This is a genomic window from Acinetobacter sp. ANC 5600 (assembly GCF_002018395.1).
GTDB classification, from domain to species: domain Bacteria; phylum Pseudomonadota; class Gammaproteobacteria; order Pseudomonadales; family Moraxellaceae; genus Acinetobacter; species Acinetobacter amyesii.
This window is the reverse complement of sequence record NZ_MVKW01000001.1, coordinates 290,387-311,841: the sequence shown is the minus strand read 5'-3', so window position 1 is coordinate 311,841 and position 21,455 is coordinate 290,387. Positions and strand designations below refer to the sequence as shown.

The window sequence follows — 21,455 nt, the reverse complement described above, 5'->3', positions numbered from 1 at the left end:
GTCATTCTGTCACATTTTTTATTGTTTGGTGTCTTTGATATTCCTCACGAATATCACTAATGCGTTGAGCGGCTTCTTCATCACTAATATTGTATAGATTTCTCAATTTTGGATTGGCTTTAAACCGTTTATAGCTCCAGTGATAATGCTCTGGATAACGATGAATTAAATCTTCCACTGCTTTAAAGATAACTATAGAGCCATCATCTGCATTGCCTTGATAGATATTCTCATCCATAGGTTCGATATACATATCAAAACCATGATTATCGTTACGAATGGCATACAGTAAGAGCGCACGTGCTTTGGTCTTTTGAATTAATTTTGCACTTAAGTTGCTGGTTTTTAGCGGAATACCAAAGTATGGAATCATTTCGCCGCCGGCATTGGGGGTATGATCTGGTAAGATCACAGTCGTCCCACCTTGTTTTAATGCTTTGAAAATCTGACGTACACCTGATTCATCCGTAGGAACCAATATTGCTTGCTCACGGCTTCGAGCAGCACGGACAAAATTGTTGGCAGATTCGCTTTTTACCGGCTTGTACATGATGGTCATTTGAGTGTACTGCGCAACCCATGCATTCATGATTTCCCAAGTACCAAAATGTGGTACTACGAGTACAACGCCTTTTTGTAGGGCGAGCGCTTCATGTAAATATTCAGCGCCATGTACGTGATGAATTCGTTGAATATTTTTTTCTGTACTTGCACCCCAAATGTTAAAAAATTCAAAATAAGAACAAAGTTCGTTTCGAATCGCTTGTTTAGTGAGTTGAATGCGAGCCGACTCTGATAATTCAGGCAATGCAATTTTTAGATTGCGTTGAATCGTAGAGTAGGTTTTAGAGATTTTTAAAACATTGACTAACCCAGCCAAACCTTTTGCAATTAATCTTGAAATTTGAATAGGTTGACGGCTGATAAATTTTAACAGGTGATATGTGGTGTCCTGTGAATTTTGGTCGGTCATCTTATTTAAGTCTGAAAGAAATGAAAGAAAATTTAAAATAATTATAGGGGAAAATGAATTGATTAGACAGTTATAGCGATTAGCGTGTATATAATGACTACAAATTAACAATCAAATGGGTTTTTTTATGTCCGAATGGCCACCAAAACCTGAAGAAAAACAGCAAAGTTCTTCAAACAATATTCAGCAGCCAACTGGAAATGAATGGAAAATATTAGAAAAAGCCGTGCTTTCTTCCGTTGAAGAACAACGTAGAGCACGTAGATGGGGTATATTTTTTAAATTTTTAACCTTTGCTTATTTGTTATTTATTATCATTGCGATGGCAAAAAGTTGCAGCATGTCGTCATCTGATCCAGCAGCGACAGCGGGTTCACATATTGCTGTGGTTGATATCATTGGGACCATTGCAGCGGACAAGCAAAGTGTAAACAGCGCAAATACCATCAAAGCTTTGAAAAAAGCCTATGAAAACAAACAAAGCAAAGCGATTGTTTTAAATATTAATTCACCAGGTGGTTCACCTGTTCAGTCTGATGAAATTTGGCAAGAAATTCAGTACTTGAAAAAAGCCCATACCGATAAAAAACTGTATGCCATTATTGGTGATACAGGCGCTTCAGGTGCGTACTATATTGCGTCTGCGGCAGATGAAATTATTGTCAATCCTTCAAGTTTAGTGGGTTCAATTGGCGTGATCATGCCGAATTATGGTGTTAGTGGTTTGATGCAAAAATTCGGTGTAGAAGATCGCACCATGACTTCGGGTGAGAACAAAGCCATTTTATCCATGACTCAACCTGTAGATGCAGCACAAAAAGCACATGTTCAAGGTGTACTCGATAATGTTCATGCGCATTTTATTAATGCAGTGAAGGAAGGTCGCGGTAAGAAATTAAAATCAAATGATCCAGCTATTTTCTCAGGTTTATTTTGGACGGGTGATCAGGCTGTGAAGCTAGGTATTGCTGACCGTACAGGTAGTTTAAATAGCCTGAAACGTGAATTGAAAACTGAAAAAGCAGTGAACTATACCATTGAAAATAGTCCGTTTGATTCTGTACTAGGTCGTATGGGAAGTTCGTTTGGTCAAGGTTTGGCAAGCGCATTGTCACAACAGGTTCAATCTGAAAACAGCACGAAATTACAATGAAACCGTTAATTCATTTTGCGCACGCCAATGGCGTGCCATCACGGGTTTATCAAAAATTGTTTGATTTACTGAGTGATGAATATGATGTGATCTATGTGCCGTTACTTGGGCCAGATAAGCGTTACCCAATCGATAACCATTGGAAAAGCTTAACACAGCAAGTCATTGACAGTATTGTACGTCAGGCCAATGGTCGTAAGGTGATTGGATTAGGTCACTCATTAGGTTCGGTTTTAACATTTCAGGCTGCTTTACAACGCCCAGAATTGTTTGAACAAGTGTTAATGATTGATCCGCCTATGATCATGGGGAAAGAGTCTTTTGCTTTGCACATCGCAAAACTCCTCAAACTTAAAGTCCTCGATAAAATGTCCCCAGCAGGATTGTCGAAGCATCGTCGTGATCATTGGGACAGCCGTGAACAAGCAGCAGAGCTTTTAAGGCCGAAAGGTTTTTATAAAGATTTCGATCCAGACTGTTATCAAGCTTATATTGATCATGCCTTGATGGACGATAAACTGCGTGGTGGAGTGGAGTTGACGATTTCACGTGATGATGAAGTTCATATTTTTCGAACCAATCCTTCACTGTGGTGGTTACCTCATGCTCAACCGCAAGTACCTGTACAGCAGTTAATTGCAGAGCAGGGACCATTTTTAGCTCGGCACTTTCCACAAAAGGTTGAGAAAAAATTTGGGATTCCATTTAAAGTTGCTGCGGGGAGTCATATGTTCCCATTGGAACATCCTGTGGAAACTGTGGAATTGATCAAAGATTTACTTAAATTGTCTAAGCGTCATTATTGAACCTTAAAAACTACAACACAAAAAAAAGCACTCTATAGAGTGCTTTTTTTATGAATGAAACATTCTACTTTTGAGATTTATTTCGCATTTTCAAATTGTAAAACAACTTTGTTGTTGGCATCTAAAAATTTCAAATGATCTTTAGAGGCATCATAATGAGTAACTTGGCTCAATGCCTGTGAAAAATGTTGAGGAATATTTGTCGCAGTCAAACACGCTCTTTGTGTTGTAGCAAGGTTTGAAAATTGGATTTTTGTGTTTTGGACAGCGTAACCGCCCATGAATCGATTACAACCATCTGAACCACTTACACGAGTATCGTCGAAAGTGATGGTGGGTACGTTCGAATTGTTAGGGTCAGCTTCGAGCTTAACGCCTTGAATTTCACTCGCAACCCAATTTTTGTTTTGTAATTTATCTAAATTACGATCAGTAGCCGGATTTGATGTCGTAGCACAACCAATCATACCCAGTGTTATACATGCACAAGTCGCCAGTGTGATGGATTTTAACATGTGATTTTCTCCACTTTTGTTTGAAGGATGTAATATTTCTAGATTTATAAGGTTTTCTAATTGCAATATAAGCTTATTATTTTTAATGATGCTAAAAGCTTTAATTTAACTAAAAACTACATATTGATCATAAAGTTGAACATTCTGCAAAAATGGATTTTAGATTTTAGATTTTAGATTTTAGATTTTAGATTTTAGATTTTAGATTTTAGATTTTAGATTTTAGTAATAAATAGAGTTTTATTTGGCACTGAAAAACAAAACGCACCCTAAGATGCGTTGATTGTTAAATTATACAGTTGCTTAGAACTTACAGAATTGAACAGGTTGTTGCAAAGGCTCGCCACGATATAAAATACCGTTTTCAGTGTGTTGAATGGTGCCATTACAAATCCATTCTGCCACTTGAGGGTAAATCACATGCTCAAGCACGTGAACCCGATCTGCCAGACTTTCAGCATGATCATGCACATTGACTTTAAGTACGCCTTGAGCAAGCGCTTGACCAGCATCCAGCTCTGCAGTCACATAGTGAACTGTACAGCCATGGAAGACATCACCGGTGTTTAAAACACGTTGATGAGTATGCATTCCTTTATAATTTGGCAGCAGAGAAGGGTGGATGTTAATCATTTTTCCTTCCCATGCTTTGACAAATTTTGCGCTTAAAATGCGCATAAAGCCTGCTAAAATGACCAAATCAACATCCCAGTCGAGCAGTTGTTGATGCATCACATCATCAAAAGCTTCACGACTTGGATATTGCTTATGTTCAATGACTGCAGTTGCAATCTTTGCTTTTCTTGCACGTTGCAGTGCAAAAGCGTCAGGTTTATTGGAAATCACCCCAACGATTTGACCTGATAGATTGGCATCGATCAGGGCTTGCAGGTTAGATCCGCTGCCTGAAACAAGTACAGCAATTTTAATCATGAACGTTGCTTATGCGAAAACTACACGGATTTTTTCGTCAGCGCCTTCAACAGATTCAGCATTATCTGCAATGTGACCCATTGTGAATGCTTTTTCGCCAAGGCTATTGAGTAATTCAACAGTTTTGTCAGCATCGGCTGCATCAACCACGAGAACCATACCTACGCCACAGTTAAATGTGCGGTACATTTCAAATTGTTCAACACCACCTTCTTTTTGAAGTAGTTTGAATAATTCTGGCCATTCCCAAGATGCTTCATTGACTACCGCTTGAGCACCATTTGGCAGTACGCGAGGTAAGTTACCCGGTAAACCGCCGCCTGTGATGTGCGCCATAGCGTGTACATCCACTTCTTTCAATAACTGAAGAATTGGTTTTACATAAATACGTGTTGGTTCCATTGCTGTATCTGCAAGTGGACGACCATCAACGATTTGAGTAAGGTCAACGTTTTTCACATCTAAAATTTTACGAAGAAGTGAGTAACCGTTTGAGTGTGCGCCAGAAGATGCAACACCAACTAAAACGTCACCCGCTTTAACTTTAGAGCCATCAATAATTTTACTTTGCTCAACTACACCTACGCAGAAACCTGCAAGGTCATAGTCTTCGCCTTCATACATACCTGGCATTTCAGCAGTTTCACCGCCAACCAATGCACAACCTGCAAGTTCACAACCCGCACCGATACCAGTCACAACATTTGCTGCAACGTCGACGTTGAGGTGGCCAGTTGCATAGTAGTCAAGGAAGAACAGTGGTTCAGCACCACATACAAGAAGATCGTTTACGCACATTGCAACCAAGTCTTGACCAATTGTGTCATGACGGTTCAAATTCAATGCTAAACGCAATTTTGTACCAACACCATCTGTGCCAGATACGAGAACAGGTTCTTCATAACCTTTAGGAATTTTACAAAGAGCGCCGAAGCCGCCTAGGCCGCCCATTACTTCAGGACGTGCAGTACGTTTCGCGACAGATTTGATACGATCGACTAACGCGTCGCCCGCTTCAATGTCGACACCTGCATCTTTGTAGCTTAAACCAGTGTTTGGGGTAGAAGTTGAGTTGCTCATAATGAAGTCTCCGCATTCGCGCGGGGATTATAACCTGAATATGCAAAACTCTTATGCTATTTCGCACTAAAATGTTATCTTTATTAAAATATTTTCCTTTCTATAACGATTACATTGAAAAAAGGTGACTTTATATGGGTGATCGCACCTTGCGCCGAATATTTATTCTTGCTGGGATAGCATTGATCATATGGGTTTTATACTTATTAAAGCCTGTAGTTGTTCCTTTTATCGGCGCATTTCTAATTGCATATTTATTTAGCCCTTTAGTCGATAAATTACATAATATTGGCTTGCCGCGCTGGTTATCTATCAGTTTGGTCTTTATTGGAATTGGTGTCGCTATATTCTTTGCAATGTGGTTCCTCGTACCACTGGTATGGGAACAGTTGATGTATGCGAAAAACAATATTCCAAGCAATATTCATTGGGTCAACTATACATTCCTGCCGTGGTTATCAGAGACATTTAATCTTGTACCGATGGAAATTGATACAGAGCAAATGTCAGCAGCGATCATGGAGTATATTCAAACCAACTATAGTGCAGACAGTATCCAAGCCATGTTGTTAAAAGTGGCACAATCGGGTCTGAATTTCATACAGATTGGTGGCACGATTGTCTTAATTCCAATCATAGCTTTCTATTTCTTATTAGATTGGGAGCGTATGTTAGAAAACATGCGTCGACTTATTCCACGTAAATATGAAAAAAGCACGCTCACAATCGTGGGTGAATGTCATGAAGTTTTAGGTGCATTTGTAAAAGGCCAATTCTTGGTAATGTTCTTATTGGGCGTTGTTTATGCGGTTGGACTCCAATTAGTCGGTATTGAGGTTGGTATCATCATTGGGATGATTGCGGGTCTAGCCAGTATTATTCCGTATTTGGGTTTTGCGGTAGGTATTATTTCGGCAATTGTGGCTTGCTTGTTCCAATTCGGTTTGGATTGGGTGCATTTGGCCTTAGTACTGGTGGTATTCATGGTAGGGCAAGCAATAGAAGGTTATATTTTACAGCCTTTCTTATTAGGCGACAAAATTGGTTTGTCTCCTGTGGCAGTGGTATTTGCAGTCCTTGCAGGCGCGCAATTGGCAGGACTCCTCGGAATGCTCATTGCACTACCCGTTGCAGCGATTATTGTGGTCTTATTACGTCATGCACGCGAAAATTACGAGAAAAGTAATTTATACCGAAATGATGTACTTGTCGTAAATGATGCTGCAAGTGGCACTTTAAACGTAGAAACCAATCAAGTTGCTGTCGATATTGAGCTCAAAAATCAGTCTGCAAATTCGCTGCAAGATCCTGAAATTTCGAGTAACATTGAAAGATCAGAACATAAAGATTGATAAGGCCAAAATATAGATATGCGTCAATTGCAGCTAGATATAGAACCACAACTCGATGCCCGAATTAGTGATTTTTCTGGGCCGAGTTGGGGGCATGTAATCGATGGTGTTCGTCAGTTACATGCGGGTTTAATGAATCGTTTCTATATCTATGGTGGAGCTGGCACAGGAAAAAGCCATTTACTGTCTGCAATATGTGACTCCTATTTAGAAATTGGCAAATCAGCAATTCAAGTTTCATTGCTTGAATTGCTAGATGCTCCCACTGAAGCGATTACTTCGCTAGATCGCTATGATTTGGTGGCTTTAGACGATATTGAAGCGATTAGCGGAGTTCCACATTGGCAAAAAGCTGTTTTTCACCTGATTAACTATAATAACGAAGAAGGTGGTCAATTGGTCTTTTCATCTCGACTGGCACCAATTGAACTCAAACTTGAACTGCCAGACCTACAGTCTAGATTAACTCAGGCTGTTAGTGTGAAAGTGCCGAATGGTAGCTTATACGCAGACCGTCAAGCGCTCGTGAACTCTGTTTTAGCGCGACGTGGCATCCATATGGATCAACAAATTGTGGATTATTTGTTGGCACATGGGCCGCATCAGGCATCCATTTTACTTCGTTCTTTAGAACAACTGATTCAGATGTTAAAAGGTGAAAAAGTCAAATTGAGTCATGCCAATTTAAGACAGATTTTTGCCCTAATTGATGAATATCGGTAAGCAATAAAAATTCTTGAGTAATTACTCAAGCTGTGACAAAGTACATAAAAATATTTTAATGTTGCAAGGATTGTGCAACTTAAGAATAAAAAGATAAAAAATATTTAAGGAGATGGATATGCTCAAACAGAGCATAGGCATTGGCATGCTTCTCATGGCAGGTCATGCATTTAGCGCAGAAATTACCGTTACAACCACTGAAGATGTTGTAAAGGATGACAAGGAATGTTCACTTCGTGAAGCCATAGAATATATCAATAATGGTATGCCAGAAGCCGGATATAATGGTTGCGGGGGTAAAGACGCCTATGCCTCAATTTCTCTGAAAAAAAATGAAGTTTATAAACTCACTAAAAAAATTGATATTAAAGCAGAACTGAATCTGAAAACGGCGTATGACAGTAACGTCAATGAAGATGTTGTACTCGGTCTCAATAATGCCGTCATTGAAATGACGGGTAAGGATCAAATTTTTAATATTAATGATGGCGAAAAAGAACTACTTGCGATCAATTTTAAAGAAATTTCATTTAAAGGATGTAAGCAAGATCAATGTGCTGATAAAGGCGGCATCATTTTTAATAATGAAAAACTCACACTTGAAAATGTAAAGTTTGAAGATGGCTATGCACGACTTGGTGGTGCAATCTACAATGTTGGATTCTCAGAAGATGGCGCAGCTGTAGCAAGCCGTCTATATATACGAACCACGATTTTTCAAAACAACAAAGCGGTAGATGGTGGTGCAATTTACTCAGAAGCACCGGCTTATGAAATCTATACATCTTTGTTCAAAAATAATGAAAGCACTTCTGGTCGAGCGATTGTTTACAATCAAAATGGGCTCGCAGACATCAGCAAGTTGGTGTTCAGTAACCCTCAAAATATCATTGCCAATAGTACCTTTTTCAAAAACAAAGGTTTTGCTGTCAACTTACGTGATGGTTTAGCACTCAATAATATTACAGTACTGAAGAACAGTGGCGGTATCGAACTAAATAGTACCTCTGAGCATGCTTATTTAGCCAATAGTGTGGTGATTGGTAATGCGCTCAGTGGTACCGCTCAAGATTGTAAAGTCGTGAACTCAGGAACAGACCAATCTGTTTTTTATAACAACTTAGTGGCTGCGAGTTGTCCTGTTGGACCTGCTGCAAATTTAAATGATGTGTGGTCTGGGACAAGTTTAATCGCGGGTGAAGATGAAGGTAGCTGTAAAACCTTAACAGAAGATCGTAATGCACTTTTCTGTCCATTTACCACAGCAAATAACGCATTTATTGGTTATTTACGTCCTCGTATTTTATTAGATTACGAAACGATTTTCTCAAGCCTGATATTAAATAAGGGGAAGACAACAGCCGATGGCAATGAGCATCATGTGTATTGTGAGTCTTCTGATCAGCGTGGAAAAAATCGTAATTTGGATGATGTCTGGTGTGATCGTGGTGCCATCGAAATTGTGGTTCCTGTGAGCATGCCTCGCTTAGGTAAAGACATACGTACAGGTGAAGTGGCGAAGTTTAATATCTTAGACGCTTTAGGTGACAGTGATTTAATTCCAAAAGAAGAATGTACAAAAGTGATGGGTATGGCAAATCCAACGGGTGAACCATGGCAAGATGGTTGTCCAATAATTGTACAAAGCACCGAATCTAAAGGTAAATTTACACTGAATTTGAATGGTGATTTTGAATACACGCCAAATGGAAATTGGCATGGCGCAGATATTTTTGAATTGCGTGTGGTGACGTCTTCAACCCGTTTTAATACTTCGGCAAAAAATTATTTAGCTGCAGAAGTGCGTATTTTCCAAGAACCAAACAATGAAATGGAAAGTAAAACTGTTAAAACATCGGGTGGTGCTCTAGGCTGGGCGAGTATTTTTGCGCTGCTTGGCTTAGTTGGATTTCGTCGCTTTAAAAAATAGTCTGGATAGAATTAAGGACAGCACATGAAAAATTATAAAAAAGGATTGCTGGCGGTCATGGTCCTGGCGGCTATGTCATCTATGGCAGCGACAAGTAATATCATCAAAGTTACGACCTTTGAGGATGAAAATGGTGAAAATCTCAATCAATGTTCTTTACGTGAAGCGATTGAAACTGCACGTAAAAACAAATCTTTTGGTGGATGTAATGTCGGCAATCCAAATAATGGGCAGACCGATTATATTCAACTTGAAGCAGGTGAATATCTTCTGACCAAAGGTGAGTTAGTTCCGCTCAATCAGATCGTGATTGAGGGGAAAAGTCGCTTTAACTATGATTCAAAAAATTTACTGACGCAGAAATTTCCTGCCTATGAAGATATTAGAACGACGATTAATGCCCAAGGCAAATCGCGTATTTTTAATACTTCACGCTCAGAAGCCAACTTTATCGTCAATAATGTGCGCCTTACTGGCGGGATGGCAGAAGACCGTGGTGGTGCCTTGTATTTAGGGGGAGCATTTACCTTAAATAATGGTGCAATAGAAAACTCTCAGGCCAAAGTTGCTGGCGGTGCGATCTACTCCGTTGCGCATAATATGTCGAAAAAAACATTATTGGTGAGCAGTTTAGTTCAGGGTAACGTCGCACCTAAAGGTAGTGTTGTCGCTATGGACTGTATCGGCAACTTGGGGGATACCCAGCCTGAAATTGTGTTCCAGCAAAGCAGTATTATTCAAAATGGTTCATCGACGAGCAATAGTGTGATGGACTTCTGTGGAAATGCCAAGGTTGAACTGACAGCAAATACGATTGCAAAAAACCAAGCAAATCCAAGTACGGGTAGTATTATCCGTGCCATTTCTCAGGGAACGGAACGTTTAAGTGCTTTCTCTAGCTTCGTTTTAACCAGTAATACAATAGTCGAGAACAATGCGGCTAGTACCTATTATTATGATAAAAATGGTACAAAGGCTTGGTATTTCAATGTATTGGCCTACAATACTGGTGGAAAATCTTGTCGTTATCTGAATAATGCAGTACCTGATAATGGTCAAAAATTTGTTGCAAGTAATAATGCATTTGAACTGGCAGCCGCACAGTGTGATTTACCCGAAAGTGTGCTGAATAGTACGGAAAGCTTTCTGCAAAACCATGATGTAAGTAGTTATGCTATGGGGACTTTATTAAGCGCCCTACAAACAAAATCTGCTTATAATTTGTATTTACCTTTGTATTACCCGAAAGCAATCGGCAGTGGTTTTGACTTCATCAATCTGGGCTTAGACGGCTGTAGTGATGCGGATCAACGGGGCATTTTGCGGATCACAGATGGTACTTTACAGTTATCACCTACGCAAAGAAACACATGTGATATTGGTTCGGTTGAGTTAATGAATTTAACCGCAGCAGATATGGCAGATATTACCAATGAGTCTTTAACAGCTCTGCAAGATAAGTATCAAAATACAATTGATAGTTTGAAAAAGGATATCGAAGATCCAAATTATGCAGAATATAAAGTTGCCAATCAGGATGATTTAACAAAGTACGAAGCGGTATTAAGTGCATTAAAAAATAACCTTAAGTATCGTGCAGTTTATTTTGATCCATTCCCCGCATCATTACCTCAAGAAGAGTCTGTGAATGGAAGTGCTGAAACACGACAAATCGCCTTAAATGCTGACAACTACACTGTAACGACTTCACCAATCGGCATTGGCAGTGAAATTACGGTGTCTAGTACAGGCGAAGCAAGTATTGTTGGTAATCCACCACATGACCTACACTGTGATTGGGATGCGGGAATAAAACAAATCGTTATATATCGCACCAGTGGGGCAACAACAGCGCCTACCGAATACGGTTTTTGTAAATATACCTTAAAACAAAAGACAGGGAGTCAGGCGGAATCCTCTGGTGTGATCCGTGTGGCATTTAAAAATATGACCCCAGTGGCCAAAGCTGCTCAATACACAATTAGTCCGTCAAATAATTTGTCTGTTACCGTCAATAATTTATTAGAAAATGCTAATGATGATGGTGATGGTCCAGTTGCATCTATGCCAGCAGGTAAATCGGTATGGCATAAAAATGAAGAAGGCCAAATTATTCCCATTCGCTTTACGAAAATCCCAGCAGGTTTAAACTTTGAAGCTGAGTATAGTGGCAGTTGCCCAGCAAGTTATTTAAAGGAAACTTGCTACGGTGGCAAGATTACCTTCTCAGTAAAAAATGGCTTTAGTCAGTTTGACTATCCTGTTGAATATAGCGTTATCGATAGTGACGGCATTGCATCAAGCAATGCAATTCTGACTCTTAAGAATACCGCGAAAAACACCAACTCTTCTTCTAGCGGCGGTGGTTCGATGGGATTATTTGGGCTGTTGACACTGATTGGTTTAGGTATGTATCATCAATGTCGGTTGAGCAAGTAATACAATAAAAAAGCCTCGATAAGAGGCTTTTTTATGGCTTAACTAATGTAATTGATTTGATTTTCGCAACATGCTGCTGTTTTAGATTAGTGAGCGACAGCGATAGGCTGTAAGTATTTATTGATATACTCATCGCGAATAGCAGGTCGTTCATCAGGACTAGCTTTTTGCATACGTGTCGCGAGTTCTTTACGTTCTAAAGTACTCATTTTTTGCCATGTTTCGCGCATACGCTGCTTTTCACTGTCTGGAAGTTGGGTGAACCAATCCATGCGCTGTTGCAAGCTGACACGTTGATCTGCAGGAATCTCTTTGAGTGCCTGATACTTTTTAATTAAAGCCTGTTGTTCTGCTTCAGATAGCGAATCCCAAGTTTCATTGACTTGAGTATCTGCATCTTTTGAAAATATCCAAAAGCGATCAAAGCCAGCAAAACTGGTTTGCAAAAAACTAAAAGCACAGAATGCAATTGCTAATTTTTTAGCTGCCATGTGGAACTTTGTCCTCACCCAGAACCATCAACATTTCAAGATCTTCTACCATTTGAGGGGAGAGCTTAGGGGTTGAAATCACCTGATTTTGTGGTTTGTCATCCAGTACAGTCGCATTCGGTAAAATGACGAAACCTGCAATTGCTGCTGCAAGTGCAAAGCCAGACATTTTCCAGAAACCATAACGAGAAGTTTCGCGCTGATGAATATCTTCAAGCACGTTATTCATGACAGTTGCTTTGTCTTTATGGTGCTGTGCGAGTCCATCAAGTTTGGAAGTTACTTGCTTTAAGAAATCATCTTGTTTCATTCGGATGATCCTCCCATATGTGGATTCAAATGTGCCAAAGCGGTACGTAAACCTTGAATGGCACGGTGGTAATGTGTTTTCACACTGCCTTCGGAACAATTCATAATTTCTGCAGTTGTATGCGTATCAAAGCCTTCCCAAGCTCGCAACATAAATGCTTGTTGCTGGCGGACTGGAAGTTCTGCGATAGCATCTTGTATTTCCTCTGCAGTGACAGCCTGATCCAGAAAGTCGAAGGGGTTTGGTGTAGATTCATCTACCACATCCTGTATCTCGACATCGTCGTCATCTAGGCTGACTTTTCTAAATAAGGAAAACGGCTGCGAACGACGTGCTTCTTTTCGACGCCAGTCTTGCAGCTTGTTATTTAAAATGGTGTAAAACAGGGGATACCATTCCTCTGTGGACTTTTCAGCATAAGCTTTATGTAAGGAAATAAAGGCTTCTTGCACCAAGTCCATGGCAATGCCATGTTGACCGTGCGTTGCACTTTCCATCATTACTAAAGCACGCCCCGTCACTTCATTCATGAAGTGTTTCAGGCGAGACTCAGCCGTGCTTTTTAAAACACTGCTGTCTTGCGTCTCGGACTTTTTGGGTGCTAAATCCATAGAGATGGAAAATCCTGTCATCGGATACCCACCATTATTTCCATATTCATATACAAATAACGATGGAAATAACGGTTAGGTTGACAAAAAGAATTATTATTTTTTCTAGTGTAGTCTATTTTTTTCAGGCTTAAGCGCTAAATACAATAAAATAACGATTTTACTGACGCTGACGTACCATTTCAAAAAAACAGATCGAGCCAGCAATGGCTACGTTTAGTGATTCTTGACCACCCGGTTGAGGAATCGCAACGGCTTCGGCATGTTGTAATGCATACTCAGAAACACCTTGACCTTCATTGCCTAAAATCCACACACATTGTTTGCGTAAATTTTTGCTATATAGGTTTTCAGACTGATGTGAGCTTGTTGCATACACTGGAATTTTGAATTTCGTCAAAATATCTTCAAGGGCAATATTTTCAAAGGTATTTAATGAAAAATGTGCGCCCATACCTGCGCGTAATACACGCGGTGACCAGAGCGATGCAGAGCCTTTGGTACAAACGACTTGCTCAATACCTGCAGCGGCAGCAGAACGGAGTAGGGTGCCTACATTTCCTGGGTCTTGAATGTTGTCTAAAATTAAGGTGTCTTCACTGAAGTTAAGCGCTTCACTTGAACTTGGTAAATCCACAATCGCTAAGCAAGCAATCGATGTTCCGAGTGTACTGATATCTTTATATAAAGATTCACTTAGAATAAACACCGCACCTTGATATTGTTCCGCAATGCGGTCGAAATCAGCATGGTTAATTGCTTGTTCAGTGGTGAAAATCGATTTGATTGGACGTTTTGAGTCTAACCATGACAACACCAAGTGTGTGCCTTCCAAAACAGTTTGACCTTGTTTTTTACGGTAGGCATTTTGTTCGATTAAGCCACGAAGGTGCTTAATTTTTGGGTTGTCTTTTGATTCGAGATAAATCAGAGCCATGAGGGAGATATCCACGAAAGTCAGCAAAAATACTGACTTTCGTTATAAGAAATTAATTATGGTATGACGTAACTAGGTCAACTTCGTTTTTAGAACCAATAATCACAGGAACACGTTGATGAAGTTCTGTTGGTTGGATGTCTAGAATGCGGACACGGCCTGTTGTAGAAGCACCGCCAGCTTGTTCCATCAACATACTCATTGGGTTTGCTTCGTACATTAAACGTAGACGGCCTGCTTTTTTCGGATCTTTGAAGTCGTATGGATACATGAAGATACCGCTACGGCAAAGAATACGATGAATATCACCCACCATGCATGCAACCCAACGCATATTGAAGTCTTTTTCACGCGGGCCAGTTTTACCTGCAAGAAGTTCGTCGATATAACGTTTTACAGGCTCTTCCCAGTGACGCTGGTTTGATGCATTAATTGCATATTCTTTAGTATCTGCTGCAACCGCAATCGCATCTTTAGTTAATAAGAATTCTTTGCTTTCTGGATCAAAAGTAAAGAAGACGACGCCAGCACCGACAGTTAGAGCCATCATTGTTGATGGGCCATACAGTACATAACCTGCAGCCGCTTGGTTAACACCCGCTTGCATGAAATCTTCAGCTTGCGTTACCGCATTTTTTGCAGGAAGAATTGAGAAAATTGTGCCAACACACATGTTGATATCGATGTTGCTTGAACCATCTAATGGGTCGAACAAGACAAGATAATCGCCATTTTCTTGAGCTGGTGTGAATTCATCTAATTCTTCAGAAGCCAAGCCACCAACATGTGGATGAACTTTCAATGCATCGATGAGGTAATCATTTGAAATGACATCAAGTTTCTTTTGTTCTTCACCTTGAACGTTTTCGTGTTGCGCGCTACCCAATACACCAGCCAAAGCACCTTTTTGTAAAAGAAGGTCGATGTCTTTGCATGTATTACCAATTGTTTCAATAACTTGTGCTAATGCAGGAGTAAGATTACCACTTTGTTGTTGTAGAAATTGGGAAAGGGTGAGATTTGACATAACCGGAAAACTCCAAATATTAATTTATCAAAAATGATAAAAATGTGATTGTGCAACATTTTAGATGAGAACGAAGGAAAAGAAAAATTAAACTAGACTATTTGTCGTGATTTTACCCTTGCAAGTCCTGAATAACATGCTATGTTGAATCTAATGTATAAATCGAAAGACAGGGAGCACAACAATGACCACACAAAAATTTGATGCGACTCCGACTGCAACTGAGGGATTGAATTTAGACGATATTTCTGCGGATACTGTTAAAGCTGCATGGAGCAGTTACGAAGCAAAAGCAGAGTATAAAAAGTTCAATAAACATGATCTCATTGAGTCGATGCAAACAGAAAAAGAAAATGCTGAACATCCAGAAGCAGAAGCGTAATGATTTGGATTGTTAAGCTAATTTTCTAGTTGGTAAAGCTAAGGATATCGTTTTAAAAGTCGTTCATTTGCATTTTTAATTGATTATTTTTTATGTTCTAAAGCTGCTAATCGAATTTATCCTGAGTTAAAGGGCTAAATTGAGTTAAAGCAAAGAACGTTGAATAGAACGGTGCAAATGAAACGATATAAATTAAATGATACAGGTTAAATCAAAAAAGCACTCATTAATGAGTGCTTTTTTTAGCTCAGACTTATTCAAGTCTTATTTAAGTAGCGGAGGAACAGCTTCGTAGTTAATTTCTACGCGGCGGTTTTCTTTCCATGCATTTTCATCATGACCCGCATTGATTGGCATTTCTTTACCATAACTAACTGCTTCAAGCTGATTTGGACTTACGCCTGTTGTAATCAGGAAGCTTTCAACAGCTTTGGCACGACGCTCACCAAGCGCCATGTTGTATTCACGAGTACCACGTTCATCGGTATGACCTGTTAAAGCCACGCGTGAGTTTGCATTAGCAACAAGGAACTGTGCATGAGCTTGAAGGGTTTGTAAGTCCTCATTGCTAAGCTCTGTACTGTCGTAGTCAAAGTGTACTACGCGCTTCGCTAAAAATGCTTTATTCGCTTCAGTTACACCTTTAGATGATGCACCCGCTAGGTTTTGTGCATTGAGTGCTGCATCTTCACTTAAACCAGAAGTGTTTACAGTGGTTGAGCTATTTGGGTTTTGTCCTGCTTGTACGTCTGCTGCAGGTTTACGGCTGGCACAACCAGTCATTACTAATGCTGTAGCTAAAACAGGTAATGCAATCAGTTTCATCGCGTTCATATTGATCTCCATGACGGTTATTTATGATGTTTCATTAAAAAGTTATTGTTGAATAAATCATGCAGTGTTTATTTCGGTGCCCAAGCTGGTTCACGAACTTCACCTTGTTCACTTGGTAAGTTCATGCGGAAACGACCATCTAAAGACATGATCGAGAGCAAACCACGGTTTGCTTCACGTGTTGCATACACCACCATTTGACCATTTGGAGAGAAGCTTGGGGATTCATCTAAACTTGTTGGTGTTAAAATATTGGTTACACCAGAACCAATGTCTTGAACCGCAACTTTATAGTTACTACCGCTAGGACGATGCACCAAAGCTAATTTTTTACCGTCCGCACTTAGCGTACCACGCGCATTGAAAGCGCCACGGAAAGTTAAACGTTTTACACTTTCAGCACTTAAGTTGTAGGTATAAATTTGTGGAGAGCCACCACGGTCAGAGGTAAAAATAAATGATTTACCGTCAGGGGCATAACGTGCTTCTGTATCAATCGCTGTGTCATTGGTCATGCGTTTTAATTGGCGAGTCTGTAAATCCATTTGATAGATTTCAGGATTGCCATGCATTGAAGCGGTAAACAACATCGATTTACCATCAGGTGAGAAGCTTGGTGCACCATTTAGACCACGGAAACTTGCTACTTTTTCACGGTTACCACTTGCTAAGTCTTGGATGTAAATTGCAGGGCGCTTGGTTTCAAAAGAAACATAGGCTAGCTTTTTCGCATCAGGCGTCCACGCAGGGGACAGGATTGGATCACGTGAAGTCAAAATCGTACGGGGTTGTTCACCATCTGTATCTGCAATTTGTAGGGTATAGCGCTGATCTGGTGTTGCTGCATTACGCAATACATAGGCAATACGGCCGCTGAAGTCACCTGGAATGCCAGTTAAAGCTTGATAGATCGCATCACTGATCATATGCGCTGCTTGACGGTAACGTGAAGCAGGTACAGTGAGTAGTTCATTTAACAGGTATTGTTTTTTTTCAACATCATACAGTTGGTAGTGAATTTCATAAGAGCCATCTGCCGTTGTTTTTGATGTACCTGTCACGACATAGGGTACGCCCGCAGCTTTCCATGCTTCTGCATTAGGTGAATTTATTGTTGCAGTTGCAGGTAAGTTTTTAGAAGCACTGGTAAATTTACCTGAGCGGTTCAAGTCATTTTCAACCACTGGATAAATATTTGAGTCATTACTAAAAGGCACGATCGCAATTTTAGGTGCCTCTTCAGGCGCCTTGGTGATTTCAAGATGAAGCTGTGCATGTGTTTGAGTGATTAAAACTGGACTCAAAGCGGTCATAATTGCTAAGCAAAGAAGATGTTTACGCGTCATTTCCATCATTCGCTAACTACTCTAAAAATGTGAGTTATTGTCTGTATTAGGTTGTGTCACATAATGGCATGATTTTGGATTATTAAAAGCATGAAAATATGACTGAACTGTTATAACACTGTGAAAAATGCAGAGATTTTATTCGAGTTCACTGAAGTTTATCTTAAAATTGGTGCAGACAACATCACATTTTGAATTGGAAATGATAATTCTATATAGTTGAAATTTAATTTTTGAATCAAATGTTTAGAAGAAATAAGTAGGTCTTAATTAGGCTGAGCTAGTAAAACTTATATATATGTCATTTTATGAAAAGTGTCGACCAAATAGAATTTGTTTCATTCAAAAAATCAGTGAATGAACCCATCTAATCAATAAATTTTCCAAAGTTTGCCATATTCAGAAGAAATATAAAAAAATCCCCGCAATCAATGCAGGGATTTATCAAACTTAATTTGAAGATCTAAATGTAGAGGTAAAGCTTTGTGCTTCACGTCTAGCATCTGGGTCACTCGGCATTGGGTATGGTGCAGCAGCACGAACTGCAGCTTCAATACTGGCTTTCATATCAGGGTCACTAGAGTTCACAATAACTGATCGGACTGAACCACTTTCTGATAATGTCACACGAGCAGTTGCCGATTTACCCGCAGAGTCAGAAGGTGTGTCCCATGCACGACGGATTTTATTTTCAAAATCTTTCTTTGCAGTAGATGCAATCTTCTTCGCTTGAGCCTTTTTCTGTGCGGCTTCTTCAGCTGCTTTTTTAGCTGATGAAGCTTTGGCTTCTTCGGCTGCACGTTCGCGTGCTTCGGCATCGGCTTTAGCCTTTGCATCTGCCTTGGCTTTTGCATCAGCATCTGCTTTACGTTTTGCAGCTTCCGCATTGGCCTTAGCTTTGGCATCAGCATCTGCTTTACGTTTTGCAGCTTCCGCATTGGCTTTAGCTTTTGCATCGGCGTCTGCTTTACGTTTTGCAGCTTCTGCATTGGCCTTAGCTTTTGCATCGGCATCTGCTTTACGTTTTGCAGCTTCTGCATTGGCCTTGGCTTTCGCATCAGCATCTGCTTTACGTTTTGCAGCTTCCGCATTGGCTTTAGCTTTCGCGTCTGCATCTGCTTTACGTTTTGCAGCATCCGCATTGGCCTTGGCTTTTGCATCTGCATTGGCTTTTGCCGTTGCTGCAGCTTTGGCTTTGTCAGCTTCTGCTTTTCTTAAAGCATCGGCACGGATTTTTTCAGCCTTGGCTTTGGCATCAGCATCTGCTTTACGTTTTGCTGCTTCAGCATTGGCTTTCGCCGTAGCATCTGCTTTTGCCTTAGCCGCATCCGCTTTGGCTTCTTGTTGTGCTTTTAGTTTTGCAGCTTCAGCCGCTTTAGCTTGTTCTTGAGCACGCTTTGCATTGTCCGCAGCTTTTTGTTCAGCAAGCTGCTGTGCTTTTGCCGCAGCGAGTGCCTGTTGAGCAGCAACCTGTGGATCTGCCTTAGGTGGTTCTGCTGGATTAGGTGGTGCAGCCGTTGGAATCTCGGGTGCTGGTTCAACGCTAGGTTCTGCTGTCTGCGTGATTTGTTCAGCTACATTTTCATGCGCGGTTTCATCAAACTCAGTGACTTCACGTGTTACAGGTTTTAAATCTTCCGGTTTTACCAAAATAGTGGTTATTTTTTTAGGGGGCTCAGGTGGTTTACTCATGCCAAGATAAAGTAAGCCAACCACAGCGACGATATGAACACCTAGTGTGAAACCAATCGCAACGGCTTTTTGTTTAAAAGGCGGCTTGTTGAAATCTTTCATAAATTATTTTAATGGCTCAGTCAGTAAACCTACTTGTGTTAAACCTGCATCTTGAAGGGCAGACATGAGTTTCATGACTTCACCATAAGGACGAGATTCACTGCCGTTAATCAGGACACTCATTTGCTTTTTCTGTTCGTTCGCTTCATTTTGTGAAGCAGTTAAAACAGATTTTAGTTCATCAAGTGTGAGTACATCATTCTGATGATTTTTATCTTCGAGTTTGATCGTTCCATCCGCCTCAAGTGTAACAATCGCAGGGCGATCTTCCGCTTGCATAGGCGTGCCATTTGCCTGTGGTAAATCGACTTTGACACCTGTGGTGATCATAGGTGCCGTGACCATGAAAATCACCAAAAGAACTAACATGACATCAATATAAGGTACGACGTTCATGTCACTTTTTAATGGTTTTTTGATGCGCTCAAAGCGTCCAGAACGTTGAATAGCCATTAGTCATTGTCCTGAGTTGAACCTACAGACTGGCGTTGTAATAACGCAACCATTTCTTCGGCAAAAAGCGCACGATCGTTATAAACGGCTTCACCTTTGGCTGTAAAATGGTTAAATGCAAGTACAGCAGGAATCGCTGCAAAAAGACCAATTGCCGTTGCAATCAATGCCTCTGCAATACCAGGAGCAACCGTAGCAAGGGTGACTTGGTCAACATCTGCTAAACCAATAAAGGCATTCATAATGCCCCAAACAGTACCGAATAAACCAACATAGGGTGCAACCGAGCCAATACTCGCAAGCGCGCCTAAACCATTTTCTAAATGTCCTTGGTCACGGCTTAAACCTACGCGAAGAATACGTTCTGTACCTTCAATGGATTGTTCTGCGCTGGCATTACGTTTTTTAAGTTTGAAAAACTCGCCTAAACCTTGATAGAAGACATCTTCAAGGCCAACACGTTTCGAGTTGAGCTGAGCATTGTTGTATAAAGTGTTGAGTTCGGCGCCAGACCAAAAGATTTTTTGGAAATGTTCATCATCGGCCTGCGCTTTTTTATAACTCATGTGTAACTTGGCAATCAGATACCAACTGAATAACGAAGCTAAGAGCAGCAGGAGCATTACCAGTTGTACGACAGGACTTGCTTGTAAGATGAGGTCTGAAACTTTGAGTGTTGATTCTAGTTGAGTTGCCATAGTTACTACATGTGCCAAATAATTTTTTTAATCTTGTTCCAATTCTTTCAGAATCAGTTCACGTATTTCATCAGGAAGGCGACGGGGTTTCATCTCTGCACTGATACATGCCAATTCTACCTCACCTGATGCCAGCATAATATCACCACGATAAATATTTTGTTGCAACACAAATGACGTAGCCTTACACGAAACTACACTTGCTGTAACAGTAATCAGGTCATCCATTAATATAGGGCGTGAATATTTCACATTAATTTTATGAACGACAAAGTTGTAATCTTTTTGATGCCAATAATGGTCTACACCTGAAGCGCGTAGCCATTCTGTGCGGGTACGTTCCATAAAGCGAATATGATTTGCGTGGTAAACAATGCCACCTGCATCTGTATCTTCAATATATACACGAATGTTGAATTCGAATTTATTCGCCATGAGAGTGTTCCGTCTTTATAAAATCTGAAAAATATTGGTCTGCACTTCAGCAAAGAATTAGAGCATTTAAAAATGGCGATAATTCAATGATTCGTCAAGTGCTTCAATGACGGGCAGTTTAGCACCGTGAGTCATCAGTCCAATGGCACAAGGTTTCAAATCAAAGTAGTTAATTTCAACTTTACTGAAATTTTTCCAAATTAGGCTTGCTTAATTAGATTTAAAGTTAGTTG

22 protein-coding genes are annotated in these 21,455 nt (G+C 40.2%); 7 read left to right on the top strand and 15 right to left on the bottom strand.

Annotation, left to right across the window (positions count from 1 at the left end; genetic code table 11):
• Position 1 precedes the first annotated feature (1 nt).
• A complete protein-coding gene (locus B1201_RS01585; protein WP_078192051.1) occupies positions 2-973 on the bottom strand; it encodes a lysophospholipid acyltransferase family protein in 972 nt (323 codons plus the stop codon).
• Positions 974-1,100: 127 nt separating this feature from the next.
• Between B1201_RS01585 and sppA the strand changes: the two genes are divergently transcribed.
• Together sppA and B1201_RS01575 are read left to right on the top strand one after the other, a co-directional pair.
• On the top strand, positions 1,101-2,126 hold the full coding sequence (sppA, locus tag B1201_RS01580) for a signal peptide peptidase SppA (protein WP_078192397.1): 1,026 nt from the start codon (positions 1,101-1,103) through the stop codon (positions 2,124-2,126).
• Positions 2,123-2,932 (top strand): alpha/beta hydrolase, encoded by an 810-nt coding sequence (locus B1201_RS01575; protein WP_078192050.1) that lies wholly within the window; start codon positions 2,123-2,125, stop codon positions 2,930-2,932. Before sppA ends, B1201_RS01575 begins: the two co-directional genes overlap by 4 nt.
• A 77-nt stretch (positions 2,933-3,009) precedes the next feature.
• On the opposite strand, the gene B1201_RS01570 is transcribed toward B1201_RS01575, so the two are convergent.
• The 3 genes from B1201_RS01570 to purM all read right to left on the bottom strand — a co-directional run bounded on the left by B1201_RS01570 (position 3,010) and on the right by purM (position 5,460).
• A complete protein-coding gene (locus B1201_RS01570) occupies positions 3,010-3,447 on the bottom strand; it encodes an META domain-containing protein (RefSeq protein ID WP_078192049.1) in 438 nt (145 codons plus the stop codon).
• A gap of 303 nt (positions 3,448-3,750) precedes the next feature.
• The gene (gene purN / locus B1201_RS01565) at positions 3,751-4,380 is read right to left on the bottom strand and encodes a phosphoribosylglycinamide formyltransferase (protein WP_078192048.1); all 630 of its coding nucleotides are present in this window, start codon (positions 4,378-4,380) and stop codon (positions 3,751-3,753) included.
• Between the two features lie 9 nt (positions 4,381-4,389).
• A complete protein-coding gene (purM, locus tag B1201_RS01560; RefSeq protein ID WP_078190382.1) occupies positions 4,390-5,460 on the bottom strand; it encodes a phosphoribosylformylglycinamidine cyclo-ligase in 1,071 nt (356 codons plus the stop codon).
• A gap of 134 nt (positions 5,461-5,594) precedes the next feature.
• Here purM and cxpE point away from each other — a divergent pair, with 134 nt between their 5' ends.
• From cxpE to B1201_RS01540, 4 genes are all read left to right on the top strand, one after another.
• Positions 5,595-6,812 carry a chloramphenicol efflux transporter CxpE gene (cxpE, locus tag B1201_RS01555; RefSeq protein ID WP_078192047.1) on the top strand — a complete coding sequence of 406 codons (1,218 nt, stop codon included), beginning with the start codon at positions 5,595-5,597 and terminating at the stop codon, positions 6,810-6,812.
• 18 nt (positions 6,813-6,830) lie between these two features.
• Positions 6,831-7,535: a DnaA regulatory inactivator Hda gene (hda, locus tag B1201_RS01550; RefSeq protein WP_078190380.1), complete on the top strand. Its 705-nt coding sequence runs from the start codon at positions 6,831-6,833 to the stop codon at positions 7,533-7,535.
• Between the two features lie 118 nt (positions 7,536-7,653).
• Complete coding sequence (gene rbtA / locus B1201_RS01545; RefSeq protein WP_078192046.1) at positions 7,654-9,465, top strand: rhombotarget A; 1,812 nt, start codon at positions 7,654-7,656, stop codon at positions 9,463-9,465.
• A gap of 24 nt (positions 9,466-9,489) precedes the next feature.
• Entirely contained in the window at positions 9,490-11,904 is a 2,415-nt protein-coding gene (locus B1201_RS01540) for a CSLREA domain-containing protein (protein WP_078192045.1), read from the top strand.
• A gap of 86 nt (positions 11,905-11,990) precedes the next feature.
• Here the strand turns inward: B1201_RS01540 and B1201_RS01535 are convergent, their stop codons facing one another.
• From B1201_RS01535 to B1201_RS01515, 5 genes are all read right to left on the bottom strand, one after another.
• Positions 11,991-12,395, bottom strand: a complete 405-nt coding sequence (locus B1201_RS01535) for a DUF3106 domain-containing protein (protein WP_078192044.1) — start codon at positions 12,393-12,395, stop codon at positions 11,991-11,993.
• A complete protein-coding gene (locus B1201_RS01530; protein ID WP_078190377.1) occupies positions 12,385-12,705 on the bottom strand; it encodes a hypothetical protein in 321 nt (106 codons plus the stop codon). Before B1201_RS01530 ends, B1201_RS01535 begins: the two co-directional genes overlap by 11 nt.
• Positions 12,702-13,316, bottom strand: a complete 615-nt coding sequence (locus B1201_RS01525; protein ID WP_078192043.1) for an RNA polymerase sigma factor — start codon at positions 13,314-13,316, stop codon at positions 12,702-12,704. The genes B1201_RS01530 and B1201_RS01525 overlap by 4 nt, the downstream gene beginning before the upstream one ends.
• A 160-nt stretch (positions 13,317-13,476) precedes the next feature.
• The gene (locus tag B1201_RS01520; protein WP_078192042.1) at positions 13,477-14,253 is read right to left on the bottom strand and encodes a TrmH family RNA methyltransferase; all 777 of its coding nucleotides are present in this window, start codon (positions 14,251-14,253) and stop codon (positions 13,477-13,479) included.
• 52 nt (positions 14,254-14,305) lie between these two features.
• Positions 14,306-15,280, bottom strand: coding sequence for a class 1 fructose-bisphosphatase (locus B1201_RS01515; protein ID WP_078192041.1), 975 nt, complete (start codon positions 15,278-15,280; stop codon positions 14,306-14,308).
• Between the two features lie 184 nt (positions 15,281-15,464).
• On the opposite strand from B1201_RS01515, the gene B1201_RS01510 reads away from it, so the two are divergent.
• Positions 15,465-15,662: an NF038105 family protein gene (locus B1201_RS01510; protein WP_078190373.1), complete on the top strand. Its 198-nt coding sequence runs from the start codon at positions 15,465-15,467 to the stop codon at positions 15,660-15,662.
• Positions 15,663-15,926: 264 nt separating this feature from the next.
• On the opposite strand, the gene pal is transcribed toward B1201_RS01510, so the two are convergent.
• From pal to ybgC, 6 genes are all read right to left on the bottom strand, one after another.
• Complete coding sequence (pal, locus tag B1201_RS01505) at positions 15,927-16,496, bottom strand: peptidoglycan-associated lipoprotein Pal (RefSeq protein ID WP_078192040.1); 570 nt, start codon at positions 16,494-16,496, stop codon at positions 15,927-15,929.
• 68 nt (positions 16,497-16,564) lie between these two features.
• Positions 16,565-17,848 (bottom strand): Tol-Pal system beta propeller repeat protein TolB, encoded by a 1,284-nt coding sequence (gene tolB / locus B1201_RS01500; protein ID WP_171263728.1) that lies wholly within the window; start codon positions 17,846-17,848, stop codon positions 16,565-16,567.
• 444 nt (positions 17,849-18,292) lie between these two features.
• Positions 18,293-19,636 carry a cell envelope integrity protein TolA gene (gene tolA, locus B1201_RS01495; RefSeq protein ID WP_078192038.1) on the bottom strand — a complete coding sequence of 448 codons (1,344 nt, stop codon included), beginning with the start codon at positions 19,634-19,636 and terminating at the stop codon, positions 18,293-18,295.
• A gap of 3 nt (positions 19,637-19,639) precedes the next feature.
• Entirely contained in the window at positions 19,640-20,089 is a 450-nt protein-coding gene (gene tolR, locus B1201_RS01490; protein WP_078190369.1) for a protein TolR, read from the bottom strand.
• Positions 20,089-20,787 (bottom strand): protein TolQ, encoded by a 699-nt coding sequence (gene tolQ / locus B1201_RS01485; protein WP_078192037.1) that lies wholly within the window; start codon positions 20,785-20,787, stop codon positions 20,089-20,091. Before tolQ ends, tolR begins: the two co-directional genes overlap by 1 nt.
• A gap of 27 nt (positions 20,788-20,814) precedes the next feature.
• Positions 20,815-21,222: a tol-pal system-associated acyl-CoA thioesterase gene (gene ybgC, locus B1201_RS01480; RefSeq protein ID WP_078190367.1), complete on the bottom strand. Its 408-nt coding sequence runs from the start codon at positions 21,220-21,222 to the stop codon at positions 20,815-20,817.
• Positions 21,223-21,455 lie beyond the last annotated feature (233 nt).